20 protein-coding genes are annotated in these 19,919 nt (G+C 69.1%); 11 read left to right on the forward strand and 9 right to left on the reverse strand.

All coding sequences use genetic code 11. The features are described from left to right. The first annotated feature begins 22 nt into the window (after positions 1-22). From HWX87_RS25650 to HWX87_RS25660, 3 genes are all read left to right on the forward strand, one after another. A complete protein-coding gene (locus HWX87_RS25650) occupies positions 23-712 on the forward strand; it encodes a DUF4286 family protein (protein ID WP_176049890.1) in 690 nt (229 codons plus the stop codon). A gap of 98 nt (positions 713-810) precedes the next feature. Further along, positions 811-2,130, forward strand: coding sequence for an MFS transporter (locus tag HWX87_RS25655; protein ID WP_176050034.1), 1,320 nt, complete (start codon positions 811-813; stop codon positions 2,128-2,130). Positions 2,131-2,179: 49 nt separating this feature from the next. Beyond that, positions 2,180-2,881, forward strand: a complete 702-nt coding sequence (locus tag HWX87_RS25660; RefSeq protein ID WP_176049891.1) for a DUF2848 domain-containing protein — start codon at positions 2,180-2,182, stop codon at positions 2,879-2,881. A gap of 349 nt (positions 2,882-3,230) precedes the next feature. Here HWX87_RS25660 and HWX87_RS25665 read toward each other — a convergent pair whose 3' ends face one another. Next, positions 3,231-4,208: an NAD-dependent epimerase/dehydratase family protein gene (locus HWX87_RS25665; protein WP_176049892.1), complete on the reverse strand. Its 978-nt coding sequence runs from the start codon at positions 4,206-4,208 to the stop codon at positions 3,231-3,233. A 98-nt stretch (positions 4,209-4,306) separates the two neighbouring features. Between HWX87_RS25665 and HWX87_RS25670 the strand changes: the two genes are divergently transcribed. After that, entirely contained in the window at positions 4,307-5,209 is a 903-nt protein-coding gene (locus HWX87_RS25670; RefSeq protein WP_176049893.1) for a LysR family transcriptional regulator, read from the forward strand. A 31-nt stretch (positions 5,210-5,240) separates the two neighbouring features. Here HWX87_RS25670 and HWX87_RS25675 read toward each other — a convergent pair whose 3' ends face one another. Together HWX87_RS25675 and HWX87_RS25680 are read right to left on the reverse strand one after the other, a co-directional pair. Next, positions 5,241-5,561, reverse strand: a complete 321-nt coding sequence (locus HWX87_RS25675) for a hypothetical protein (protein WP_176049894.1) — start codon at positions 5,559-5,561, stop codon at positions 5,241-5,243. A gap of 59 nt (positions 5,562-5,620) precedes the next feature. Beyond that, positions 5,621-6,493, reverse strand: a complete 873-nt coding sequence (locus tag HWX87_RS25680; protein WP_176049895.1) for a LysR family transcriptional regulator — start codon at positions 6,491-6,493, stop codon at positions 5,621-5,623. A gap of 147 nt (positions 6,494-6,640) precedes the next feature. Here HWX87_RS25680 and HWX87_RS25685 point away from each other — a divergent pair, with 147 nt between their 5' ends. Further along, positions 6,641-8,101 (forward strand): MFS transporter, encoded by a 1,461-nt coding sequence (locus HWX87_RS25685; protein ID WP_176049896.1) that lies wholly within the window; start codon positions 6,641-6,643, stop codon positions 8,099-8,101. A 71-nt stretch (positions 8,102-8,172) separates the two neighbouring features. On the opposite strand, the gene HWX87_RS25690 is transcribed toward HWX87_RS25685, so the two are convergent. Continuing rightward, positions 8,173-8,370, reverse strand: coding sequence for an oxidoreductase-like domain-containing protein (locus HWX87_RS25690; protein ID WP_176049897.1), 198 nt, complete (start codon positions 8,368-8,370; stop codon positions 8,173-8,175). Positions 8,371-8,532: 162 nt separating this feature from the next. Here HWX87_RS25690 and HWX87_RS25695 point away from each other — a divergent pair, with 162 nt between their 5' ends. Further along, positions 8,533-8,955: a RidA family protein gene (locus tag HWX87_RS25695; RefSeq protein ID WP_176049898.1), complete on the forward strand. Its 423-nt coding sequence runs from the start codon at positions 8,533-8,535 to the stop codon at positions 8,953-8,955. A 75-nt stretch (positions 8,956-9,030) separates the two neighbouring features. Here the strand turns inward: HWX87_RS25695 and creD are convergent, their stop codons facing one another. The 5 genes from creD to HWX87_RS25720 all read right to left on the reverse strand — a co-directional run bounded on the left by creD (position 9,031) and on the right by HWX87_RS25720 (position 14,468). Beyond that, positions 9,031-10,425, reverse strand: a complete 1,395-nt coding sequence (creD, locus tag HWX87_RS25700; RefSeq protein WP_176049899.1) for a cell envelope integrity protein CreD — start codon at positions 10,423-10,425, stop codon at positions 9,031-9,033. 103 nt (positions 10,426-10,528) lie between these two features. After that, positions 10,529-11,980 (reverse strand): two-component system sensor histidine kinase CreC, encoded by a 1,452-nt coding sequence (creC, locus tag HWX87_RS25705; RefSeq protein ID WP_176049900.1) that lies wholly within the window; start codon positions 11,978-11,980, stop codon positions 10,529-10,531. Positions 11,981-11,995: 15 nt separating this feature from the next. Beyond that, positions 11,996-12,712 carry a two-component system response regulator CreB gene (gene creB, locus HWX87_RS25710; protein WP_176049901.1) on the reverse strand — a complete coding sequence of 239 codons (717 nt, stop codon included), beginning with the start codon at positions 12,710-12,712 and terminating at the stop codon, positions 11,996-11,998. A gap of 76 nt (positions 12,713-12,788) precedes the next feature. Then, entirely contained in the window at positions 12,789-13,502 is a 714-nt protein-coding gene (locus HWX87_RS25715) for an SDR family NAD(P)-dependent oxidoreductase (RefSeq protein ID WP_176049902.1), read from the reverse strand. Positions 13,503-13,559: 57 nt separating this feature from the next. Continuing rightward, positions 13,560-14,468: a sterol desaturase family protein gene (locus HWX87_RS25720; RefSeq protein ID WP_176049903.1), complete on the reverse strand. Its 909-nt coding sequence runs from the start codon at positions 14,466-14,468 to the stop codon at positions 13,560-13,562. 639 nt (positions 14,469-15,107) lie between these two features. Between HWX87_RS25720 and HWX87_RS25725 the strand changes: the two genes are divergently transcribed. The 5 genes from HWX87_RS25725 (at position 15,108) to HWX87_RS25745 (ending at position 19,784) form a co-directional block, all read left to right on the forward strand. After that, on the forward strand, positions 15,108-16,193 hold the full coding sequence (locus HWX87_RS25725) for a hypothetical protein (RefSeq protein WP_176049904.1): 1,086 nt from the start codon (positions 15,108-15,110) through the stop codon (positions 16,191-16,193). A 90-nt stretch (positions 16,194-16,283) separates the two neighbouring features. After that, positions 16,284-16,589, forward strand: a complete 306-nt coding sequence (locus tag HWX87_RS25730; protein ID WP_244137758.1) for an EF-hand domain-containing protein — start codon at positions 16,284-16,286, stop codon at positions 16,587-16,589. Positions 16,590-16,634: 45 nt separating this feature from the next. Next, the gene (locus HWX87_RS25735) at positions 16,635-17,348 is read left to right on the forward strand and encodes a response regulator (protein ID WP_176049905.1); all 714 of its coding nucleotides are present in this window, start codon (positions 16,635-16,637) and stop codon (positions 17,346-17,348) included. Further along, positions 17,348-18,694, forward strand: coding sequence for an ATP-binding protein (locus tag HWX87_RS25740; RefSeq protein ID WP_176049906.1), 1,347 nt, complete (start codon positions 17,348-17,350; stop codon positions 18,692-18,694). The genes HWX87_RS25735 and HWX87_RS25740 overlap by 1 nt, the downstream gene beginning before the upstream one ends. 322 nt (positions 18,695-19,016) lie before the next feature. After that, positions 19,017-19,784 carry a DUF4410 domain-containing protein gene (locus HWX87_RS25745; protein ID WP_176049907.1) on the forward strand — a complete coding sequence of 256 codons (768 nt, stop codon included), beginning with the start codon at positions 19,017-19,019 and terminating at the stop codon, positions 19,782-19,784. Positions 19,785-19,919: the final 135 nt, after the last annotated feature.

Consider the following 19,919-nt stretch of genomic DNA (forward strand, 5'->3'; position numbering starts at 1 on the left):
CCCCCGTCACGAGGAACCCGCGATGACACGCTTTTCCCTTCCGCACGGCCAGCTTTGCGTCTGGACGGATATCGACCCCGCGCACGAAGCCGATTTCAACGCGTGGTACGACCGCGAGCACATGCAGGAACGTGTCGCAATTCCGGGCTTCACGCATGCGCGCCGCTTTCGCGCGACCGACAGCGGCCCGCGCAAGTACCTCGCGCTGTACGTGACGGACGCGCTCGACGTGTTCCGCGGCGAGGCGTACCGGCGCGCGTTCACGCAGCAGACCGCGTGGTCGCTCGCGAACTTCGAACGCATGACGGGCACGCAGCGGCGCGTCGGCGAACTGACGATCGAGGCCGGCGACGGTGAAGGCGCGCACCTCGCGCTGTTCGTGCTGCCGCCGGACCAGATCGACGTGCCGCAACTGCGCGAACGATTCGACGACGCCCTGCACGAACCGGGCATCCATGCCGCACGACTCTTCCGCACCGCGCCCGACCTGTCCGCCCCGATCGGCGCCGATGCGGCCGCCCGCCCGGCCGCCGACGCGCTCGTGCTGATCGAAGGCAGCGATGCCGCCACGACGCGCCGCGTGGCCGCCGCGCTCGCCGGGCACGACGACGTCCGTACGTTCGACCTGCTGTGGCGCGCTGCCGCGCCGCTGCAGGTCGAACACCGCGACGCCGAAGCCGAACCGACTGCCGCTGCCGCATTGCCTGCCTGAACGTCGAGCGCCAAACGCCGAACGCCGGCGCCCGCCGTACCGCACGCGCACACGGCCGGCACGCCGGCCGTGCGCTTCCTCCTGTCATCCGTCACGACCTGCCCGATACCATGAGCACTCTCGCCCAGCCCGCCGCCCACGCGCCCCGCCGCGTCCGCACTAGCCGACTCGCGACCGCGAGCATGATCGGCACGTCGCTCGAGTGGTACGACTTCACGATCTACAACACGCTCGCCGCGCTCGTTTTCAATCACCTGTTCTTCCCGTCGGTCGATCCGCTGGCCGGCACGATCCTCGCGTTCTCGACCTATGCGGTCGGCTACGTGTCACGCCCGCTCGGCGGGTTCGTGTTCGGCAACCTCGGTGACCGCATCGGCCGCCGCGCGGTGCTGATGCTCACGCTCGTGCTGATGGGCGTGACGACCGCCTTGATGGGCGCGCTGCCGACCTATGCGCAGGCCGGCATCCTGAGCCCGATCCTGCTCGTCGCGCTGCGCTTCGTGCAGGGCGTCGCGCTCGGCGGCGAATGGGCCGGTGCGGTGCTGCTGTCGGTCGAGCATGGCGACCAGAACCGGCGCGGCCTGTCCGCGTCGTGGACGCAGATCGGCCCGTCATTCGGCACGCTGCTCGGCACCGGCTGCATCGCACTCGTGACGCTGTCGACCACGTCCGACAACTTCCTGTCGTGGGGCTGGCGCGTGCCGTTCGCGGCCAGCGCGCTGCTCGTCGTGTTCGGTTTCTGGCTGCGGCGCGGCGTCGACGAAACGCCGCAGTTCGAGCAACTCGCCGAATCGCACGCGACCGCCGAAGTGCCCGTTGCCGACGTGCTGAAGTATCACTGGAAGCGCCTGTTGATCGCGGGCGGCTCGCGGATCGGCTCGGACGTGCTGTATGCGCTGATCGTCGTGTTCACGCTGACCTACGTGACGACCGTGCTGCACCTGTCGCGCCCCGTTGCACTGACGGCCGTGATGATCGGCACGGCGTGCAACGCGCTCGCGGTGCCATTCTTCGGCGCACTGTCGGACCGCTTCGGCCGACGACCCGTGTATCTCGCCGGCGCAATCGCCGGCATCGTGTGGGCGTTCGTGTTCTTCGTGATGCTCGATTCGGCACGCCCCACGGCGATCGTCGCGGCCGTTGCGATCGGTCTCGTGATCCACGCGGTGATGTACGGCCCGCAGGGCGCGTTCGTGACCGAGCAGTTCCCGACCCGCGTGCGCTATGCCGGCTCGTCGCTCGCGTACACGCTCGCGGGCATCGTCGGCGGCGGCTTCGCACCGCTCGTGATCGCCGCGCTGTTCCGGCAGACGGGCACGACGACGGCCGTATCGCTGTACGTCACCGCCGCGCTCGTCGTCACGTCGATCGCGCTGCTCGCCGCGCGCGAGACCGCGCACCGGCCGCTCGAGGACTGAGCGTCGCCGTCAGCCGCTTCCTTTCTTCGCACTTCAAACGGATATCCGCATGCAAGCCCTGTCGTTCAACGTGATTTCCCGCCAAGGCGCGCCGGCCGCCGTCGACGCCGACATCGAGCGCGTCGTGATTGCCGGCTGGGCCGGCCGCGACCCGGCCGCGATCCAGGCGCATATCGACGAACTCGCGGCGCTCGGCGTCGCGCCGCCGTCGACCACGCCGTGCTTCTATCGCGTCTCGGCCGAGCTGCTCACGCAGGCACCGTCGATCGGCGTGCTCGGCGCGCGCTCGGGCGGCGAGATCGAGTGCGTGCTCGTCGACAGCCCGGCCGGCACGCTGGTCACGGTCGGCTCCGATCATACGGATCGAGAAGTCGAGGCATACGGCGTCGCGGTGTCAAAGCAGGTGTGCGCGAAACCGCTCGGTCGCGACGCGTGGCTTTACGCGGACGTCGCGGAGCACTGGGATGCGATCGAGATGCGTTCGTGGCTGATCTCGCGCGATGGCGAGCGTGCGGCATACCAGCACGGCGCGGTCAGCAGCCTGCTCGCGCCCGACGCGCTGTGGCATCGCTTCGACGACCGCCGCACGATGCCCGCGCGCTGCGCGATGTATGGCGGCACGGTCGCCGTGCATGGCGCGATCGCGACGATGGGCGACGGCGATGCGTTCGAAATGGAGCTGCACGATCCGGTGCTCGGGCGCAGCCTGCGGCACCGTTATGCGGTGGAAGTGTTGCCGATTGTCACATGACGGGCGATGAGAAATCGTGGGGCACACGGGCGCGGCGGCTTTCGGTCGTCGCGCCCGTTCCTACCTGTACGACTCGAAGCACTGGTAGTCCGGGAAGTTGAACTGCGAATGTTCGCAGTTCAGTACACCTGCCAGGTTGATACACCCGCTCAATGTGAACATGATTGCTCCCGCAACCGACACTTTCCATCCGAAATACCCCATCACGCCCCCGTCCTCTCCTTATCGGTGTTGACCGACATGATGCGCATCGGACGCGCTCGGGTATGTGGAGAATTGTTGTCCTGCGGATCTTCAGTTCGCGATGACGCTTTCCCGTGCCCGGGCGTGGCCAAGGCACGGCCCTGGCTCACTTGAGACACCCCAGCCCCGCCAGCGTCGCTTCCACCGCCGTATCGAGCGGCGTCACCGGCTCGCGGCCGAGCACCGCGGTCACGCGCGCATTGTCCATCCGGATCGGCTCGCGCCACAGGTAACGCATCTCGAGCAATTCGCGCAGCGTCGTGACGAACGGCGCCGCGGCCCAGACGAGCCACCACGGGAAATCACGCAGCGCCGGCCGCATCCCGTGCCGCTGCGCGACGCGTTGCACGGCTTTCGCCATCTGCGTGCCGTCCGCGTCCCAATGCCCGCCCAGATGAAAGCGCGCGAACGGCTCCAGCGTCTCGCGGCGCTCGATCAGCTCGAGCATCGTGCGCGCCACGTCCGGCACATACGCCCATTGATGGCCGACGCCGCGGCTCGGCACGCTGATCGCCGCGACGGGCCGGCCGGGCTTGACCAGCCCCTGCGAAAACCAGCTGTTGCCGAGACGCGGCCCGAAGAAATCGCCTGCACGCACGACGATCGCCCGCACGCCATGCTCGCTGGCGTCCTGCAGCCGCCGCTCCAGTTCGACGCGGATCGCGCCCTTGCGGGTCGACGGATGCTGCGGCGCATCCTCCCGCAGCACCGGGAACGCGTCGGCGCCGAAGTTGTAGACCGTGCCCGGCAGCACGACGGTCGCCTGCGCGGCACGGGCCGCCGCGATCGTGTTGTCGATCATCGGCAGCACCTGCTGCGCCCAGTTCCGGTATCCGGGCGGGTTCACCGCATGCACGATCACGCTGCAGCCGCGCGCGGCACGGACCACCGCCTCGCGATCCAGCGCGTCGCCGCGCATCCACGCAATGCCGTCACGCTCCACGACCTCCGCATCGAGCCCGCGCTTGAGCGCGCGCACCTGCCAGCCCGCATCGCGCAACTGCCGCGCGACTTCCCCGCCAATCCCGCCGCTCGCACCGAGCACGAGTGCCTGCCGTTGCGTCCCGCCTGTGTTCGTCGTCATTGCCGCGCCCCTTGAATGAACCATCGTGAGACGCATTCTGGCGCGCCGGCGGTCAACAATAAATTGCCTAACCTGGAAGATCATCTATACATTTATGTATGGCCATCGACTTGAACTGGGAACGTTACCGGACCTTCCTCGCCGTGCTGACGGAGGGCTCGCTTTCCGGTGCGGCGCGCGCACTCGGCATTACGCAGCCAACGGCCGGCCGCCACGTCGCGGCGCTCGAAGCCGCGTTCGGCCAGACGCTGTTCACGCGCTCGCCGTCGGGCCTGCTGCCGACCGAGGCGGCGCTTGCGCTGCGCGGCCACGCGGAAGCGCTGCGCAGCGCGGCCGCTGCGTTCGAGCGCGCGGCCGCGAGCCACGGCGCGGGCGTGCGCGGCATCGTGCGGATCTCGGCCAGCGACGTGATCGCCGTCGAGGTGCTGCCGCCGATGCTCGCGCAGTTGCGGCGCGAACATCCGGGGCTCGTGATCGAACTGGTGCCGACCGACCGCATCCAGGACGTGCTGAAGCGCGAGGCCGACATCGCGGTCCGGATGGCGCCGCCCGCGCAGGACGCACTCGTCGCGCGGCGCGTCGGCGAAATCGAGGTCGGGCTGTATGCGCGCGACGACTACCTCGCGCACAACGGGGCGCCCGCGACGATCGACGCGCTCGCGCATCACGCGCTGATCGGCTTCGATACGGTCACGCCGTTCATCCGCTCGGCGGGGCGCGGGATGCCGTTATGGAAGCGCGATGCGTTCGCGCTGCGCACCGACAGCAACCTCGCGCAACTCGCGATGATCCGCGCCGGCTTCGGAATCGGCTTCTGCCAGTCGGCACTCGCGAAACGCGATGCACGGATCGTGCGCGTGCTGCCGGACGAACTTGCGATGCGGCTGGAAACCTGGGTCGTGATGCATGAGGACCTGCGGACGAGCCCGCGCTGCCGCGCCGTGTTCGACGCACTGGCCAACGGGTTGCGGGCGTATGCCGATGGCGAGGCCGACGAATAGACAGCGGCTCGCGTGAATCGCGCGGGCCGCGCTACTCGTAGCTTTTTCCGGCGAACAGGATGTCCGCGATACGGCGCCACGGGTTCTCGGGCACCTCGTAGAAACGCAGCCCCTCCTCCGACGCCTCGGCCCAGTCGACCATCGCCTCCAGGTACTCGCCGATCGCGCGGTTTTCCCAGCCGAGCGCGGCGCGGGCGTAGGGCGACGGCGGCACGTCGGCCTCGAGCTGCCGCTCCTTGTGCCAGTCATGGCCGAGCACGCGCAGGAAATGGATCAGCGAGCGCTCGTCGACCACACGTTCCAGCGCATCCTGCAACCTTTCGGCCATCTGGCTCTTCAGATCGTCGTTCATGCTTGTCGTCCCTTGGCGCGCCTCTCGATACGCGCCGCCGCGTGTCGCGCGGCAAGGTTTTACATCAGCAAGTGGCGCGACAGCACCTCGCGCGCCTGGGTGACGGTCTCGCGTTCGCCCGGTATCGGCGGCGTCAGCGAAAACACCGCTTCCGGCAGCGGCGGCAGCCGGTATTTCGCGCCGAGCCGCGTCAGACCGTCGCCGATCGCCGACGCGCACAGGCAGCCGACCCCGAGCCCCGCCGCCAGCATCGACAGCAGCCCCGCGACACCCGACGCGCTGTGCACGAGCACGTACGGCGTGTGCTGTTCGTCGAGCGAGCGCACGGCCACCTGATGCATCAGGCAGTCGTCCGGCAGCAGCACGAGCGGCAGCGGCTCGGGCAACTGCTCGGCGAGCGCGGGCGATGCAACCCACGACAGCGGCTCGCGCCGCAGCACCCGGCGCGTATCGGCCGACGCCGGCCGGAACGGCCCGCTCGACATGTTCATCACGACGCCGAGATCGATCTGCCCCCGCGCGTGCGCCGCCTCGATGTCCACGCTCTTCATCGCGCTCACGTGCAGGCTCAACTGCGGATAGCACTCCCGCAGCCGCGCCAGCATCCCCGCCACTTCATTCGTGCGGTAGTAGTCGGTGATCGCGACGCGCAGCTCGCCCTTGATCGCCTGCCCGCGCAGCTCGTCGAACGCGGCCTCGTTCAGCGCGACGATGCGCCGCGCGTGCTGCAGCAGCCGCGAGCCGGCCGCCGTCGGCTCGACTCCGCGCTTGCTGCGCACGAACAGCGGCACGCCGGCGCGCGATTCGAGCTTGCGCACCTGCTCGCTGACCGTCGACTGCGACAGGTGCAGCAGCGGCGCGGCGGCCGACAGGCTGCCGGCATCCGCGACCGCCGCGAACGTGCGCAACTGGTCCAGGTCGAAACCACGCATCGCCATCCTCCATCCATCGAATAACCCGATGGATGCTACCACTCTTTCCCGCTTTTCCGAACCATAGGCCATCGCCAGAATACGGGGTCAACGGCCTGCGTGCGTTGCTTGCACATACGGCCCTCATTTTTTTCGGACCCTGCTTCCATGACGAACCCCACCCTTGCTCCCTGCGCGCCGGCCGGCGCGGCTACCGCGGCGACGCCGCGCAGCCATCACGGCTGGGCGCTCGTGGTCCTGCTGGTCGGCGCCATTCTGCCGCCGCTCGACTACTTCATCGTGAATCTTGCGTTACCGGCCATCCGCGACGGCATCGGCGCGCAACCGGCCGAATTGCAGCTCGTCGTGTCGGCTTATGCGTGCGCGAGCGCGGTCGTGCAGATCACCGGCGGCCGCCTCGGCGACCTGTACGGCCGCAAGCGCATGTTCATGATCGGCATGGCCGGCTTCGTGCTCGCGTCGACGCTGTGCGGCCTCGCCGGCAACGGCACGGTGCTCGTCGGCGGCCGCGTGCTGCAGGGCCTGTTCGCCGCGATCCTCGCGCCGCAGGTGCTCGCGACGATCCGCAGCGTGTTCAGTCCGCAGGAACAGGTGCGCGTGATGGGCTTCTACGGGTTCGCGTTCGGCCTCGCGGCCGTGATCGGCCAGCTCGGCGGCGGCGCGCTGATCAGCCTGCATCCGTTCGGGCTCGGCTGGCGCGCGATCTTCCTCGTCAATTTGCCGATCGGCATCCTGGCGCTGATCGGCAGCTGGCGCTTCATTCCGGAAAACCGGCCGCCGCGCGGCCAGCGCATCGACGTACCGGGCACGGTGCTGATGTCGCTGTTCCTGCTGATGCTCGTGTACCCGCTCACGCACGGTCGCGAGGCCGGCTGGCCGCTGTGGATGATCGCGTGCCTCGTCGGCACGCTGCCGATGCTCGGTGCGCTGCTGGCGGTCGAATCGCGCCGGCTCGCCGGCGGCCGCGATCCGCTGCTCGACGTGCGTCTGCTCCGCAACCCGGTCGTCGCGCTCGGGCTCCTGCTCGCGTTCCTGTTCTACATGCTGAGCGCATTCTTCCTGAGCTACGGGATCTATCTGCAGGGGTGCCTGAACTGGTCGCCGCTCGCGTCGGGGTTCGCGATCCTGCCGCTCGGGCTCGGCTTCCTCGCGAGCCCGCTGCTGATGCCGCGCCTCGTCGGCCGGTTCGGCGGCTATCGCGTGCTCACGCTCGGCTTCGTGATGCTCGCGGCCGGCGTCACGCTCGCTGCCGCGCTCGCGCGCGAAGGCGCGCCAGGGCCCGGCTTCTATGCAGGCATCGCGGCGATCGGGATCGGGCAAGGGCTCGTGCTGCCGTCGGTCGTGCGGATCGTGCTCGCGGAAGTCGACGCGGCCCGCGCGGGCGTCGCGTCCGGCATGGTCAGCGCGATGCTGCAGATCGGCGCGGCCGTCGGCGCCGCGACGATCGGCGGCGTATTCTTCGCGCGGCTCGGCATGCATCCGGCGGCGGCCGACTACGTGCTGGGATTCAGGACGTCGATGTTCACGCTGACGGTCGTGTTGCTGGCGTGCATCGCGTTGTCGACAGCGCTCGGGCCGCTGCATCGTCGGCTGCATGCAGGCGCGTGAACGGCCTGGATACGAGCTCGCCGGCAGGCCGACCGGGGCGGGAAACAGGAAATGCGCGCGCGGCGCCCGGTTCAATGGTGCTGCTTGCGCTGCGCTTGCCGCGCCTCCCATTCGGCCAGTTCGATGCGATAGCGCGCAAGCGCTTCGTCATACAGGTCGAAGACGCACGGCGAGCAGCCGCTGTTGCAGCAGTCTTCCAGTTCGGGCTGGACGGGCGGGGTCGGACGGGGATCGTCGACGGACGGATCCCCTGAAACTTGGTTCGGCACGGCGTGGTCCGGTGATGTGGAACGGCAAGTATAGGTCGATCCGGGCCACGGCCGCTTTCGGCAAACCGGACGGGGCGACGATGAATGCCGCCATAATGCGGCGATAGCCGGGCGCCGCGATCGGTGGCGCTCGCCCCGTTCCCGCCCCACCGGAGCCGCGCAATGGCCGAAGCCTTGAATCCGCCGGAAGTCTGGGCGCCGTTCGGCGCATTCTCGATGGCCGTGATCCAGGGCGACGGGCGGATCGTGTATCTGAAGGGGCAAGTCGCGCTCGACCGCGACGGACAGGTTGTCGGCCAGGGCGACATGCGCGCCCAGGTACGCCAGACGCTCGACAACATCCGCGCCGTGCTGGCCGCGATGGGCGGGCAGATGCAGGACGTGATCTCGCTCGTCCATTACGCGACCGACATCGACGCATTCATGCAGGCGGGCGACATCCGCAAGCAGTATTTCGTCGAGCCCTATCCCGTGACGACGACCGTTCAGGTCGAACGGCTCTACCATCCCGACCTGCTGATCGAAATCACGGCCATCGCCGAGATTCCGCAGGCGCGCTTTCACCGGCCCGCATCGCCCACATGAAACGCGAAGGCGCGCACGACATCACGCGCCGGCCGCGGCATTCCCGACCGGCGCGCTGGCTCGCGACCCGTACGCTTACTTCGCCGGCGCTCCCGGCTTCGCGGCCGCCGCACCCTGCTTGTCGGCCAGCGGCTGCCACGCAGCGCCAAGCGAATACCAGTCGACACGGCGCGTCAGCGTCATGATGCCGGCAAGAATCGCGAACAGCAGCAGCGAACCGAGCATCAGCGCATTGTCTTCCGACAGCAGCAGCCCGTAGAGCGCCGCATACAGCATCGCGAGCAGCACCGTGAACGTCGCACCGCGCTTCACGCTGTGCAGCACGAACGACAGGTAGAAGCCGAGCAGCCCGATGCATGCGCCGCTCGCCGCGAGATACGCGTAGCCGAACGCGATGTGCTCGGACAGGCTCAGCAGCAGCAGGAAGAACAGCGCGAGCGACAGGCCGACCAGCGTGTACTGGATCGGGTGAATGCGCAGCCGCTTCACGAGTTCGTACATGAAGAAGCTCGCGAACGTGAGCATCACGAACAATGCACCGTACTTCGTCGCACGCTCGGCCTGCAGATAGACGTTCACCGGTTCGATCACCGATACCGACGCCATCTCGATCTCGCCCCCCCCGTTGCCGGACGCGACCTGTTCGCGCGCCTTCGTGTTGAACGACGTCACGTGCCAGTTGCTCGTGAAACCGCGCGCGTCGATCGTGCGCTCGGCCGGCAGGAATTCGCCGCCGAAGCTCGGATGCGGCCATGTCGATTTCAGCGAGAAGTCGTTCTGGTCGCCCACCGGTGCGAACGCAACCGATTCCGCCCCCGCCAGCGGCAGGCCGATGCTGAACGGCACGACCGCCGCGCCGGCGTTTGCCTCCGCCAGCGCCGCGAGATCGACGTTCGCGTGCACGCCCTGGCGCAGGCTGTCGAGCCGCGTGCCCTGCTCCACGTCGAGCGGCTTGCCGCCGATGCGCAGGTCGGGTTGCGCCTTCAGCCCGCGAAGATCGCCGATGCCGAGCGCGACATACGCGCCGTCGATCTTGAAGCTCACGTGGCCGTCGGCCTCAGGCAGCTTCTTCAGGTCCGGCAGCGGCAGCGTGCCCGTCATCCGGCTGTCGAGCCCGTACACCAGCGCCTTGTGGATGCCGCGATAGCGCACGCTGACCGACAGCGTGCCGTCGAGTTTCAGCGTCTTCGGAAACACGAGCAGGCGTTTCGACTCGCTCCTCAGGCTCGTCCTGGTCTTGCCGCCGGCCGGCGAATCGTCGCGCACGCGCGTGACTTCCGTGTAACGCACGACGAGCACGGGGCCCGTCACCGTCTGCGGGCCCGCGTAGCTCGCCCAGATGCTCTGCAGCGCGCTCTGCCGGTAGTCGGCGCGTTCCCGCACGATGCTCTGGACCATCTGCAGCGGGATCAGGATCGCCAGCGCGAGAAACGCGGTGATCACGGACTTGAACAACAGGACTCGATTCATTGCTGACGGATACCGAAGTGGATGATGCGGTCAGCATGAGCGGCCCCGGTGAAGGGCGATTGAAGCCGGTGTGAAGCGAATGTGTGGCGAGGGTGAAGCGCGGTCAGCCGGCCGACGGCAGCGTGAGCGTCGCGCACGCGCCGCCTTCGTCGCGGTTCGCGAGCGCGACCTGGCCGCGGTGCAGCATCGCGACTTCGCGGACGAAACACAGCCCGAGGCCCGTGCTGCGATCCTGGCCGTCGGGGCGCGGCAGCGAATAGAAACGCTCGAACACGCGCCCAAGCGCGTAGTCGGGCACGCCGGGGCCGTCGTCGTCGACGCGCACGACCGCGACGTGCGCCCTGCCCGCCGGCTGCCGTTCAAGCGCGATCCGGATCGTGCTGCCCTGCGGCGCGAAATCCAGTGCGTTGTCGAGCAGGTTGCCGAGCGCCTGGCGCAGCAGGAACGGATCGCCTTCGACGACCGCCGGATCGGCCGCATCGTTCGCGTCGATCCGCAGGCTCACGCCGCGCTGCCGCGCGCGCGGCTCGATATCGTCGACGAGCTGTTCGAGCACCGGCCGCAGCGCGACCGGTTCGTGCACCGACAGGCGCTGCTTCTGCTCGACCTCGGCCAGCGCGAGCAGCTTGCGGATCATCTGTTCGAGGCGGCCGGCCTGGCGGCGGATGTTCTCGGTGAAACGCCGGCGGTTCGCGACCGGCATGTCTTCCTGCAGCAGCTCGGCCGCGCCGCTGATCGCGGCCAGCGGGCTCTTCATCTCGTGCGTGAGCGTGTGGATGTAGGTTTCGACGTACTGCCGGTCCTCCAGCCGCTGATGCATGCTTTCCACCGCGCGCCCGAGCTCGGCCAGCTCGTTCGCGCCCTGCAGCGGCATCGCCGCGCGCTCGCCGGCCGCGATCGCGCGCGCATAGCGCTGCAGGCGCCGCAGCCCGAGCACCAGCCACCACGTGCACGCCACGCCGATCAGGATCGCGCCGCCCATCAGCAACGCGCCGTACAGCATGATCTTGCGCTGGCTGCGCGCGATGAACGGTGCGACCGTCTGATTCGGCTTCGCGATCGTCAGCACGCCGATGATCTCGTTGCCGCGCCGGATCGGCGCCGCAACGTGCATCACGGTGCTGCTGTCGTCGTTCGGATCGCTGCGCGTGCTGCGCGCGCCGTATTCGCCGCGCAGCGTCCGGTACACGTCGTTCCAGCGCGAATAGTCTTGCCCGACCGCGCTGCCGGACGAGTCGTAGCGCACGATGCCGTGCGCGTCGGTGATGTAGAGGCGGTAGCCGATCGCGTTCTTCTGGATGCCCCACACGTTCGCGCTGACCGGACGCTCGTGCAGCTTCCCGAGCTGCCGCGCGAACGCGCCGTCGGCGATATGCCCGTTCGCCATGTCGTCGGCGGCCAGCGTCGCGAGCACCTGCGCGGTATCGACGAGCGTGTCCTCCATCGCCTCGCGCACGCCGGGCTTCACCTCCTGCACGAACACGCGCAGCGTGATCAGCGCAGCGAGACCGACGATCAGGAAAAAACCGAAGAAGATGCGCAGGCCGATATGCATGGGCGGTGCCGGTCGTTACGGTTGCAGCGAATAACCCATTCCGCGATGCGTGCGGATCGGGTCGCGCTCGGGATCGATCGCGCGCAGCTTGGCGCGCAGCGTCTTGATGTGCGTGTCGACCGTGCGATCGGCCGAATCGAATGCCTCGTGCCACACGAGGTCCATCAGCTGTTCACGCGAATAGATGCGCCCCGGATGCCGGACCAGCAGCGCCAGCAGGCCGAATTCGTAGCGCGTGAGGTCCAGCGCGTGGCCGAGCCACGAGACGCGCGCGCCGTCCGTATCGAGCGTGAAGCCGGGGGCGGTCGTTTCGGCCGGCGATCCCGCGGGCGCGGGTGCAGGCGCCGGTTCCGGCGCGGCCGTCCGGTAGAAGCGGCGCAGGATCACGCGCACCCGCGCCGCCAGCTCGCGCGGCGAGAACGGCTTGACCACGTAATCGTCGGCGCCGATTTCGAGCCCGACGATCCGGTCGATCTCGTCGTGCCGCGCGGTCAGGAAGATCACCGGAATATCGGTGAACGTGCGCAGACGCCGGCACACTTCGAAGCCGCTCAGGTCCGGCAGGCCGACGTCGAGCACCACGAGATCGAAACGCGTGTCGCGCAAGTGGTCGAGCGCCGCCTGTCCGAGCGTGCAGTGGACGGTCTGCATGCCGTCGGTGCCGAGGGCGTAGACGATCGTGTCCGCGATCGCCATTTCGTCTTCGACGATCAGGATATTGGGCTGATTCATGGTCTCGGGTTTGGGTCGCGCAAGCCGGTGCGACATTGTACGCACGGCCGGCCCCGGTCAGCCCCGCCCGGGCGCGTTACGCCACGCGGCCGCTCACCGGAATCGATGCGCCGGTGATCGCCTGCGCATCGGCCGACAGCAGGAACCCGATCGTCGCCGCGATCTGTTCCGGCCGCACCCAGCGCGAAAAATCCGCGTCCGGCATGTCCGCGCGGTTCGGCGGCGTATCGATGATGCTCGGCAGGATCGCGTTCACCGTCACGCCGCGGTCGAGCAGTTCGGCCGCCAATGCCTCGGTGAGCCGCGCGACGCCGGCCTTCGCGGCCGCATACGCGCCCATGCCCGCGCCGGCCTTGAACGCCGCGCCCGCGCCGATGTTGACGACGCGGCCGGCCGGGCTCGCCAGCAGGTACGGCAGCGCGGCCTTCGACGCGTTCAGCGCCGTCTTCACGTTCAGCTCGTACATGCGGTCCCACGTGGCGGCATCGCCGTCGGCGATGGTCTGCCACACGAATGCGCCGGCGATGTTCAGCAGTGCGTCGACCCGGCCGAATTCGCGGTTGATCGATTCGAGCGCCCGCACGGCAGCCTGCGGATCGACGAGATCGATTCCGCCGATGCGCAGCGCATCTGCCGGCACGCCGGGCAGCGCCTGCGCCGCCGGGGCCGCACCGCGCCCGATCAACGCGACGCGTGCGCCGCGCTCGGCGAGCCACACCGCCGTTGCGACGCCCAGATGGCCGAATCCGCCGGTGATCGCAACTGCCTTGCCTTTCAGGTCGTGTTCCATCGATAGGTTCTCCAGGATCGAGGGTGAATGGTCGAAGTTCCGACAGCGTAGCGCCGTTCACGCATCCGTGCGCACGGCGACGAGCCTGCGGCGGCGCAGTTCCTCCGTCGTTTCGCCCTGGTTGCCCGGCCGCCAGCCCGGCGGCAACATCACGAAACGGATCGCGGTCCACACGTCGCGGGCCGTCGCGACGTCGCGTGCCAGGCTCGCCCAGTGCTCGAGCTCGACGACGAACGGATTGCGCGAACGCGTCGGCGTGACGAGGCCGTAGCGGCACGGCTCGTCGGCGCGCTCGGCGACATAGGTGCCGAACAGCCGGTCGAACACGATCAGCACGCCGCCGTAGTTCGCATCGAGGTAATCGAGGTTCGACGCATGGTGCACGCGATGCGCGGACGGCGTGTTGAACACGTATTCGAGCCAGCCGAGCTTCGGCATCCACGTGTTGTGCAGCCAGAACTGGTACATCAGGTTGAACGACAGGATCGCGAGCACGGCTTCCGGACGCACGCCGAGCCACACGAGCGGCGTGAAGAACATCGCGGCCCCGGCGATCTTGCCGGTCCAGCCGAGGCGGAACGCCGACGACAGCGTCAACTGGTTCGGCGAATGATGCACCGCATGCGTCGACCAGAAGAAGCGCACGCGGTGCGACGCGCGGTGATACCAGTAGTAGCAGAACTCCTGCCCGACGAACACGAGCAGCGCGAGCGCGACGCTGTGGAGCGGGATCGTGAAGAGCCGGTGCGCCCATGCGAAATCGAACAGCGGCGTGGCGAGCGACAGCGGCACCAGCGCGAGCAGCTTGCGGCCCGCGAGATCGGCCAGCGACAGCCACACCTCGTTCCAGTCGAACGGTTCGGGCTGGCGGCTGCGGCGCCAGGTGAGCACGGCCGCCTCGACGAGCGAGACGGCGACGATGAAGAGCGTGACGAAGTACGCGAGCTTTCCGGTGGTGGTGAGCATGATGGGTCTTTCCTTCGGTTGAATCGGACGCGTCATGGGCGGCACGTGCTGCCGTCGCGTCGAATGGAACGCACTGTAGTGGGCGACGAACGGAAAAACCACGCAGGAAATATGTCGCCGTGTGTCGCGGTATGTCGCGGTGAAATGCGTTCGCGCGGTGGACGGCGGTCGCGGGCATTCATGGGCGCGCGATCGGACCGGCGGTTGTCGGGCGTGTGTGCGTCCGGCGAGAACTGTGTCGCGGCACGTCGCGGCGGAGCCAGCCGGCAGCGTGCGAAATGGATGTCGATGGATTCGACGGCGACTGTGCGACCCATGTGGATCGACACGGCTCGTCCATGAACCGGTGGGCAAATGTGTCGTCGCATGTCGCCGCGACACATATCCGGACCGTGTACGACATGCGCCGGCCGATGCCGCCCAACATCAACCGGTCGTCACCGCATCGCCGTCAGCCTTGCCTGGCGCGCCACACCTGCGATCGACGCGACCGATGCACGCATTCGTCGTACCGAAAAACACCGCGCCGCGTGTAACACCGCGACATCTTTCATGACGCGACGGGCGCGCGTCGCCGTCCTAAAGTTCGTCCCGTCGCCACGCCACCGCGTGCACCGAAACGAACCGCAAGGACACCCGATGAAAACCCGCTTCCTCGTCACCGCCGCCGCCCTCGTCACACTCGCCAGCGCGCCGGCCTTCGCCGGCTGGTCCGGCCACGGCACGGCCTACACGCCGCGCGGCACCTACAGCGGCGCGCATGCCGGCTCGTGCGGCGCTGGCAGCTGCTCGCATGCGGGCGGCGTGATCGGCCCCGGCGGTGGTCTCGCCACCAATACGGGCACCGTCACGCGCACCGCGCCGGGCCAGTTCTCGAACAGCGGCACGGCCGTCGGCCCGAACGGGCGCTCGGTCGAGCACAACGGCGACACGAGCTGCGCGGGCGGCACCTGCTCGCACACCGGTTCGCTGACGGGCTCGGACGGTCGCAGCGCGTCGACGTCCGGCAGCGTGACGCGCACCGGCCCGGGCCAGTACACGTCGAGCGGCACGATCACGGGTTCGGGCGGCAACACGGCCAGCCACACCGCCTCGACGAACTGTGCAGGCTCGACCTGCTCGCGCTCGGGCACCGTGACCGGCACGGACGGCGGGAGCGTCACGCATTCCGGCAGCGCGACGCGCGTGGCGCCGGGCGTCGTGACGACGTCGGGTGGTTCGACGATCGTCCATGGCGGCACGGTGTCGGCCGGCGGCACGACGGTGATCCACGGCAGCACGGCCGCAGGCGGCGCGGTTGTCGTGGCCGGCGGGCCGGTGCCGGTGCCGATCCCGGTTCCGGTTCCGGTCGCGCCGCCCCCGCCGGCCGCCGTGGTCGTGGCGGCGCCGCCGGCTACCGCCACGGTCGCCGTTGCGCCGTCCGCGCCAGCACCGGCCGCTGTCGTGGTCGCGGCGCCGCCGCCCGCCCCGGCGGCCGTCATCGTCACGCCGCCGCCGCCGAAAGTCGTGCATGTCGCACCGCCGAAGGCCGTCGTGGTCGCCCCCGCGCCGCGCGTCGTCTACGTCGCTCCGCCGCCGCCGAAAGTGCTGTACCTCGCGCCGCCGCTGCCGCGCTCCGTGTACGTCGCCCCACGCGCCGTGTATGTCGCTCACCCGCCGCGCGCCGTCGTCTGGGTGCCGGCCCACTGGGCCGGCCGCGTCTGGGTTCCCGCGCACTGGGCGTAATCCCGCAGCGATCCGTTTCGCATGCCATCCGATTCAGTTTCATCAACCACCCGGCCGGCGCAGACCGTCGGCCACGCAAGGAGAAACCCCATGAAGTCCATCAAGAAGATGATTGCCGCCGTCGTTTTGTGTATCGTCTCAGCAGCAGCGTCGGCCCAGCAGGTGCCGCCGGGTGCGGCGGCCGGCGGCGCACGCGCCGAACATGCGCTGATGCAGTTGCAGACCCGCTTCGCCAACGCGAACACGACGCACGACGGCAAGCTCACCCGCGAGCAGGCCGCCGCGGGCATGCCGATGGTGGCGCAGCATTTCGACGAGATCGACGTGCAGCACAACGGCTACGTCACGCTCGCGCAGCTCGCCGGTTTCATGCGCCAGCGCATGGCGGCCCGCTGATCGCGGCGCGAGTCCGGCCGCGCGGCACGCACCGGGAGGCAGCCGATGGAACAGACCTGCAGGATCGTCGTGCTCGACGACGAAGCCGAGTTGCGCAACATGCTGCAGCGCTTCCTGACCGGCCACGGCTTCCAGGTCCGCGCGGTGGCCGACGGCAAGCGGCTCGACCGCCTGCTGCAGCGCGAACCGTACGACCTGCTGGTGCTCGACCTGATGATGGAGCCCGAGGACGGCTTGAGCGTGTGCCGGCGACTGCGTGCCGAAGGCCAGACGCTGCCGATCCTGATGCTCACCGCGAAAGGCGACGCGGCGGACAAGGTCGTCGGCCTCGAGACGGGCGCCGACGATTACCTGGCCAAGCCGTTTCTCCCCGACGAACTCGTGGCCCGCATCCGGGCGCTGTTGCGGCGGCAGAAGATGGCCGCCGGCGAACCGACGGTGACGTCGCAGCGGTTGCGCTTCGGCGCATTCACGTTCGACGTCGGCCAGCAGACGCTGATGCGCGACGGCGTGCCCGTCGAGATCCATTCGGCGCAGATGCTGCTGTTGCATGCGCTCGGCTCGTCGCCGAACCGCGCGGTGAGCCGCGAGAACCTGCTCGCCCGCGCTCGCGGCCGCGACCACGCCGCGCTCGACCGCAGCGTCGACGTACAGATCCTGCGGCTGCGCCAGATCGTCGAGGACGATCCCGGCAAGCCGCGCTTCATCAAGACGGTCTGGGGCATCGGCTACATGCTGGTGGCCGGCGTCGAAGCGTGATGCGCATCCCGCTGCCGCGCTCGCTGCTCGCGCGCAACATCGCGCTGCTGGTCGCGCTCGTCGCGCTGTCGCTCGTCTGTTCCCTCGGCGTTCTGTTGCACTACGTGCAGCGTCCGCGCATCGAGCGCGCGTCGATCATCTTTTCCGACTACGTGCAGTTGCTCGACCGGACACTGGCCGGCATGCCGCCCGACGCGGGCCGTACGATCGTCGCGCAGCTCGGCGGCCAGGCTTCGCCGCCGCCTGCTGCGCCGCCGCATGCGCCGAACCTCGCGGCCTTCTTCCGCACCTGGCAACGCGACGTGTTCATGCAGGCGCTCGAACGCCATTTGCCGCCCGACCTGCCGGCACGCTGGCAGTCGGGCGACGACGAACGCCTGTGGATCCGGCTTCATGCTGCCGGCACGCCGGTGTGGGTACCGCTGCCGATGGCGGCCGACGCGCAGGCGAGCGGCATCACGACGGCCCTCGTGCTGTCGGTCGCGCTGGCGCTGCTCGCGGCGCTGACGGGCTACCTGATCCAGCTCCACCTGAACCGGCCGCTCGACGCGCTGGCACGCGCGGCGCAGCGCGTCAGCGCCGGCGAGCGCCCGCCGCCGCTGCCGACCGACGGCCCGACCGAAATCGCCGATGTGAGCCGCGCGTTCAACCGGATGGCCGACGCGCTGCAACAGGCGGAAGCGACCCGCTCGCTGATGCTGGCCGGCGTGTCGCACGACATTCGCACGCCGCTCACGAAGCTGCGCCTGGCGATCGCGATGGCGCTGCCGCGCGGCACGCATGACGCGCTCACCGCGTCGGCCGAGCACTACCTCGACCAGATCGATACGATCCTGCAGCAATTCATGGATTACGCGGGCAGCGGCGAGCGCGAGACCCCGCAAACCGGCGACCTGAATGCGCTGATCGGCCAGCTCGTCGCGGATTTCGCGGGGCTCGGACACGAATTCGATTTCGACGAAGGCGACGTGCCCGCGTTTGCGTTCCGCCCGATCAGCCTGATGCGGCTGCTGATGAACCTGATGCAGAACGCGGTCGTGTACGGCCGCACGGGCCTCGGCGTACGGACCTGGACCGAACGCGGTATCGCGTATGCAGTCGTCAGCGATCGCGGCAACGGTATCGGCGCCGCCGAACTCGAACGTCTCAAGGCGCCATTCAACCGCGGCGCGAATGCGCGCAGCCATGCTGGCGGCACGGGGCTCGGCCTAGCGATCGTCGAACGGATCGCCCGCCTGCATGGCGGTTCGCTGACGTTTCGCGACCGCGATGGCGGCGGCCTTGAGGCCGTCGTCGCACTGCCCCTCGATTCACCCGCGCCGGCCCCGCCGTCACTCTCGGCGTGATGGCTGATGGCTGATGGCTGATGGCTGATGGCTGATGGCTGATGGCTGATGGCTGACGGCTGACGGCGTGACGGCTGATAGCTTGATAGCCTGACGGCCTGATGGCCCGAGTTCGTTGCGCTGCCACGGACTCCGGCACGTGACATGCGCCGACATAATTCCTGCGTGGCGCGTGACACCCGACCTCCGCATACTTGCGCCTGCGTGTTGCGCAGCGGCATGAAACCTCTCCCTCGCCAGCAATCACGCCCCGCTTCCGATCGTTCGCGTTCCTGAATGCCGCGACAGTATCGGCAAATTCATCCAGGCCACGGAGATCGACATGTTCACTTCCCTTCACACATTGGCTGCCCATGCCAAACGTCTGACCACCACCGCGCTGATTGCCGGCGCACTCGCGATGACCGGTTGCGCATCGACGGCAACCACGACCACGGCCGCAGCGCCCGCGGCCCGCACGCTGCCGCAGGTTCATGCGGACGTCGTCTACGTATCCGCGTTCGACGTGGATACCACCGACGTCAAGGTCGACGGGGGAATGATCAACAAGCTCACGATGCTCGCCACCGGTTCGTCCGCCGACGCGAAGCGCCAGCAGAGCGCGCTGAAGACCCGCGATCAGCTTGCCGACGCGCTCGTGCGCGAACTCCGGTCGCAAGGCATTCCCGCGCTGCGCGGCCCGGTACCCGACGGCCGCGACGCACTGGTAATCGAAGGCCGGTTGGATACGATCGACGCCGGCAACCGCCGCCGCCGCATCCTGATCGGGCTCGGCGCGGGCAAGAGCGAAGTGGGCGCATCGGTCACCGTGCTGTTCCAGCCGGTGCACGGCGCACCGCAGCCGCTCGGCACGTTCTCGGCCAGCGCGAACAGCGGCCACCTGCCCGGCATGGTCGAAACCGCCGGGGTGGGCGCGGCGGCCGGCCGGCTCGCGACGTCGGCGGCAGTCGGCGCCGGCCTGCACGGTGCGTCGGAAGCGAAGCACGACACGGTGGCATCCGATACGGACCGCCTCGCGCGCTCGATCGCGAAGCAACTCGCCGCGCAGAATGCGGCGAATGCATGGCTGCCGACGGCATCGGCAAGCTGACGCCCCGCGACGTCATGGGCACGGCCCGGCGGGCACGGATGCGGGCGGCCGGGCATAATGCGCGAGGCTGGTCCGGCGCGACGCGCGCCGCGACCGCCGTACCGGGCTACCCGACGGCCCGCGCCACCCCGGCTC

This window comes from Burkholderia sp. BCC1644 (assembly GCF_902833225.1).
Lineage (GTDB): Bacteria > Pseudomonadota > Gammaproteobacteria > Burkholderiales > Burkholderiaceae > Burkholderia.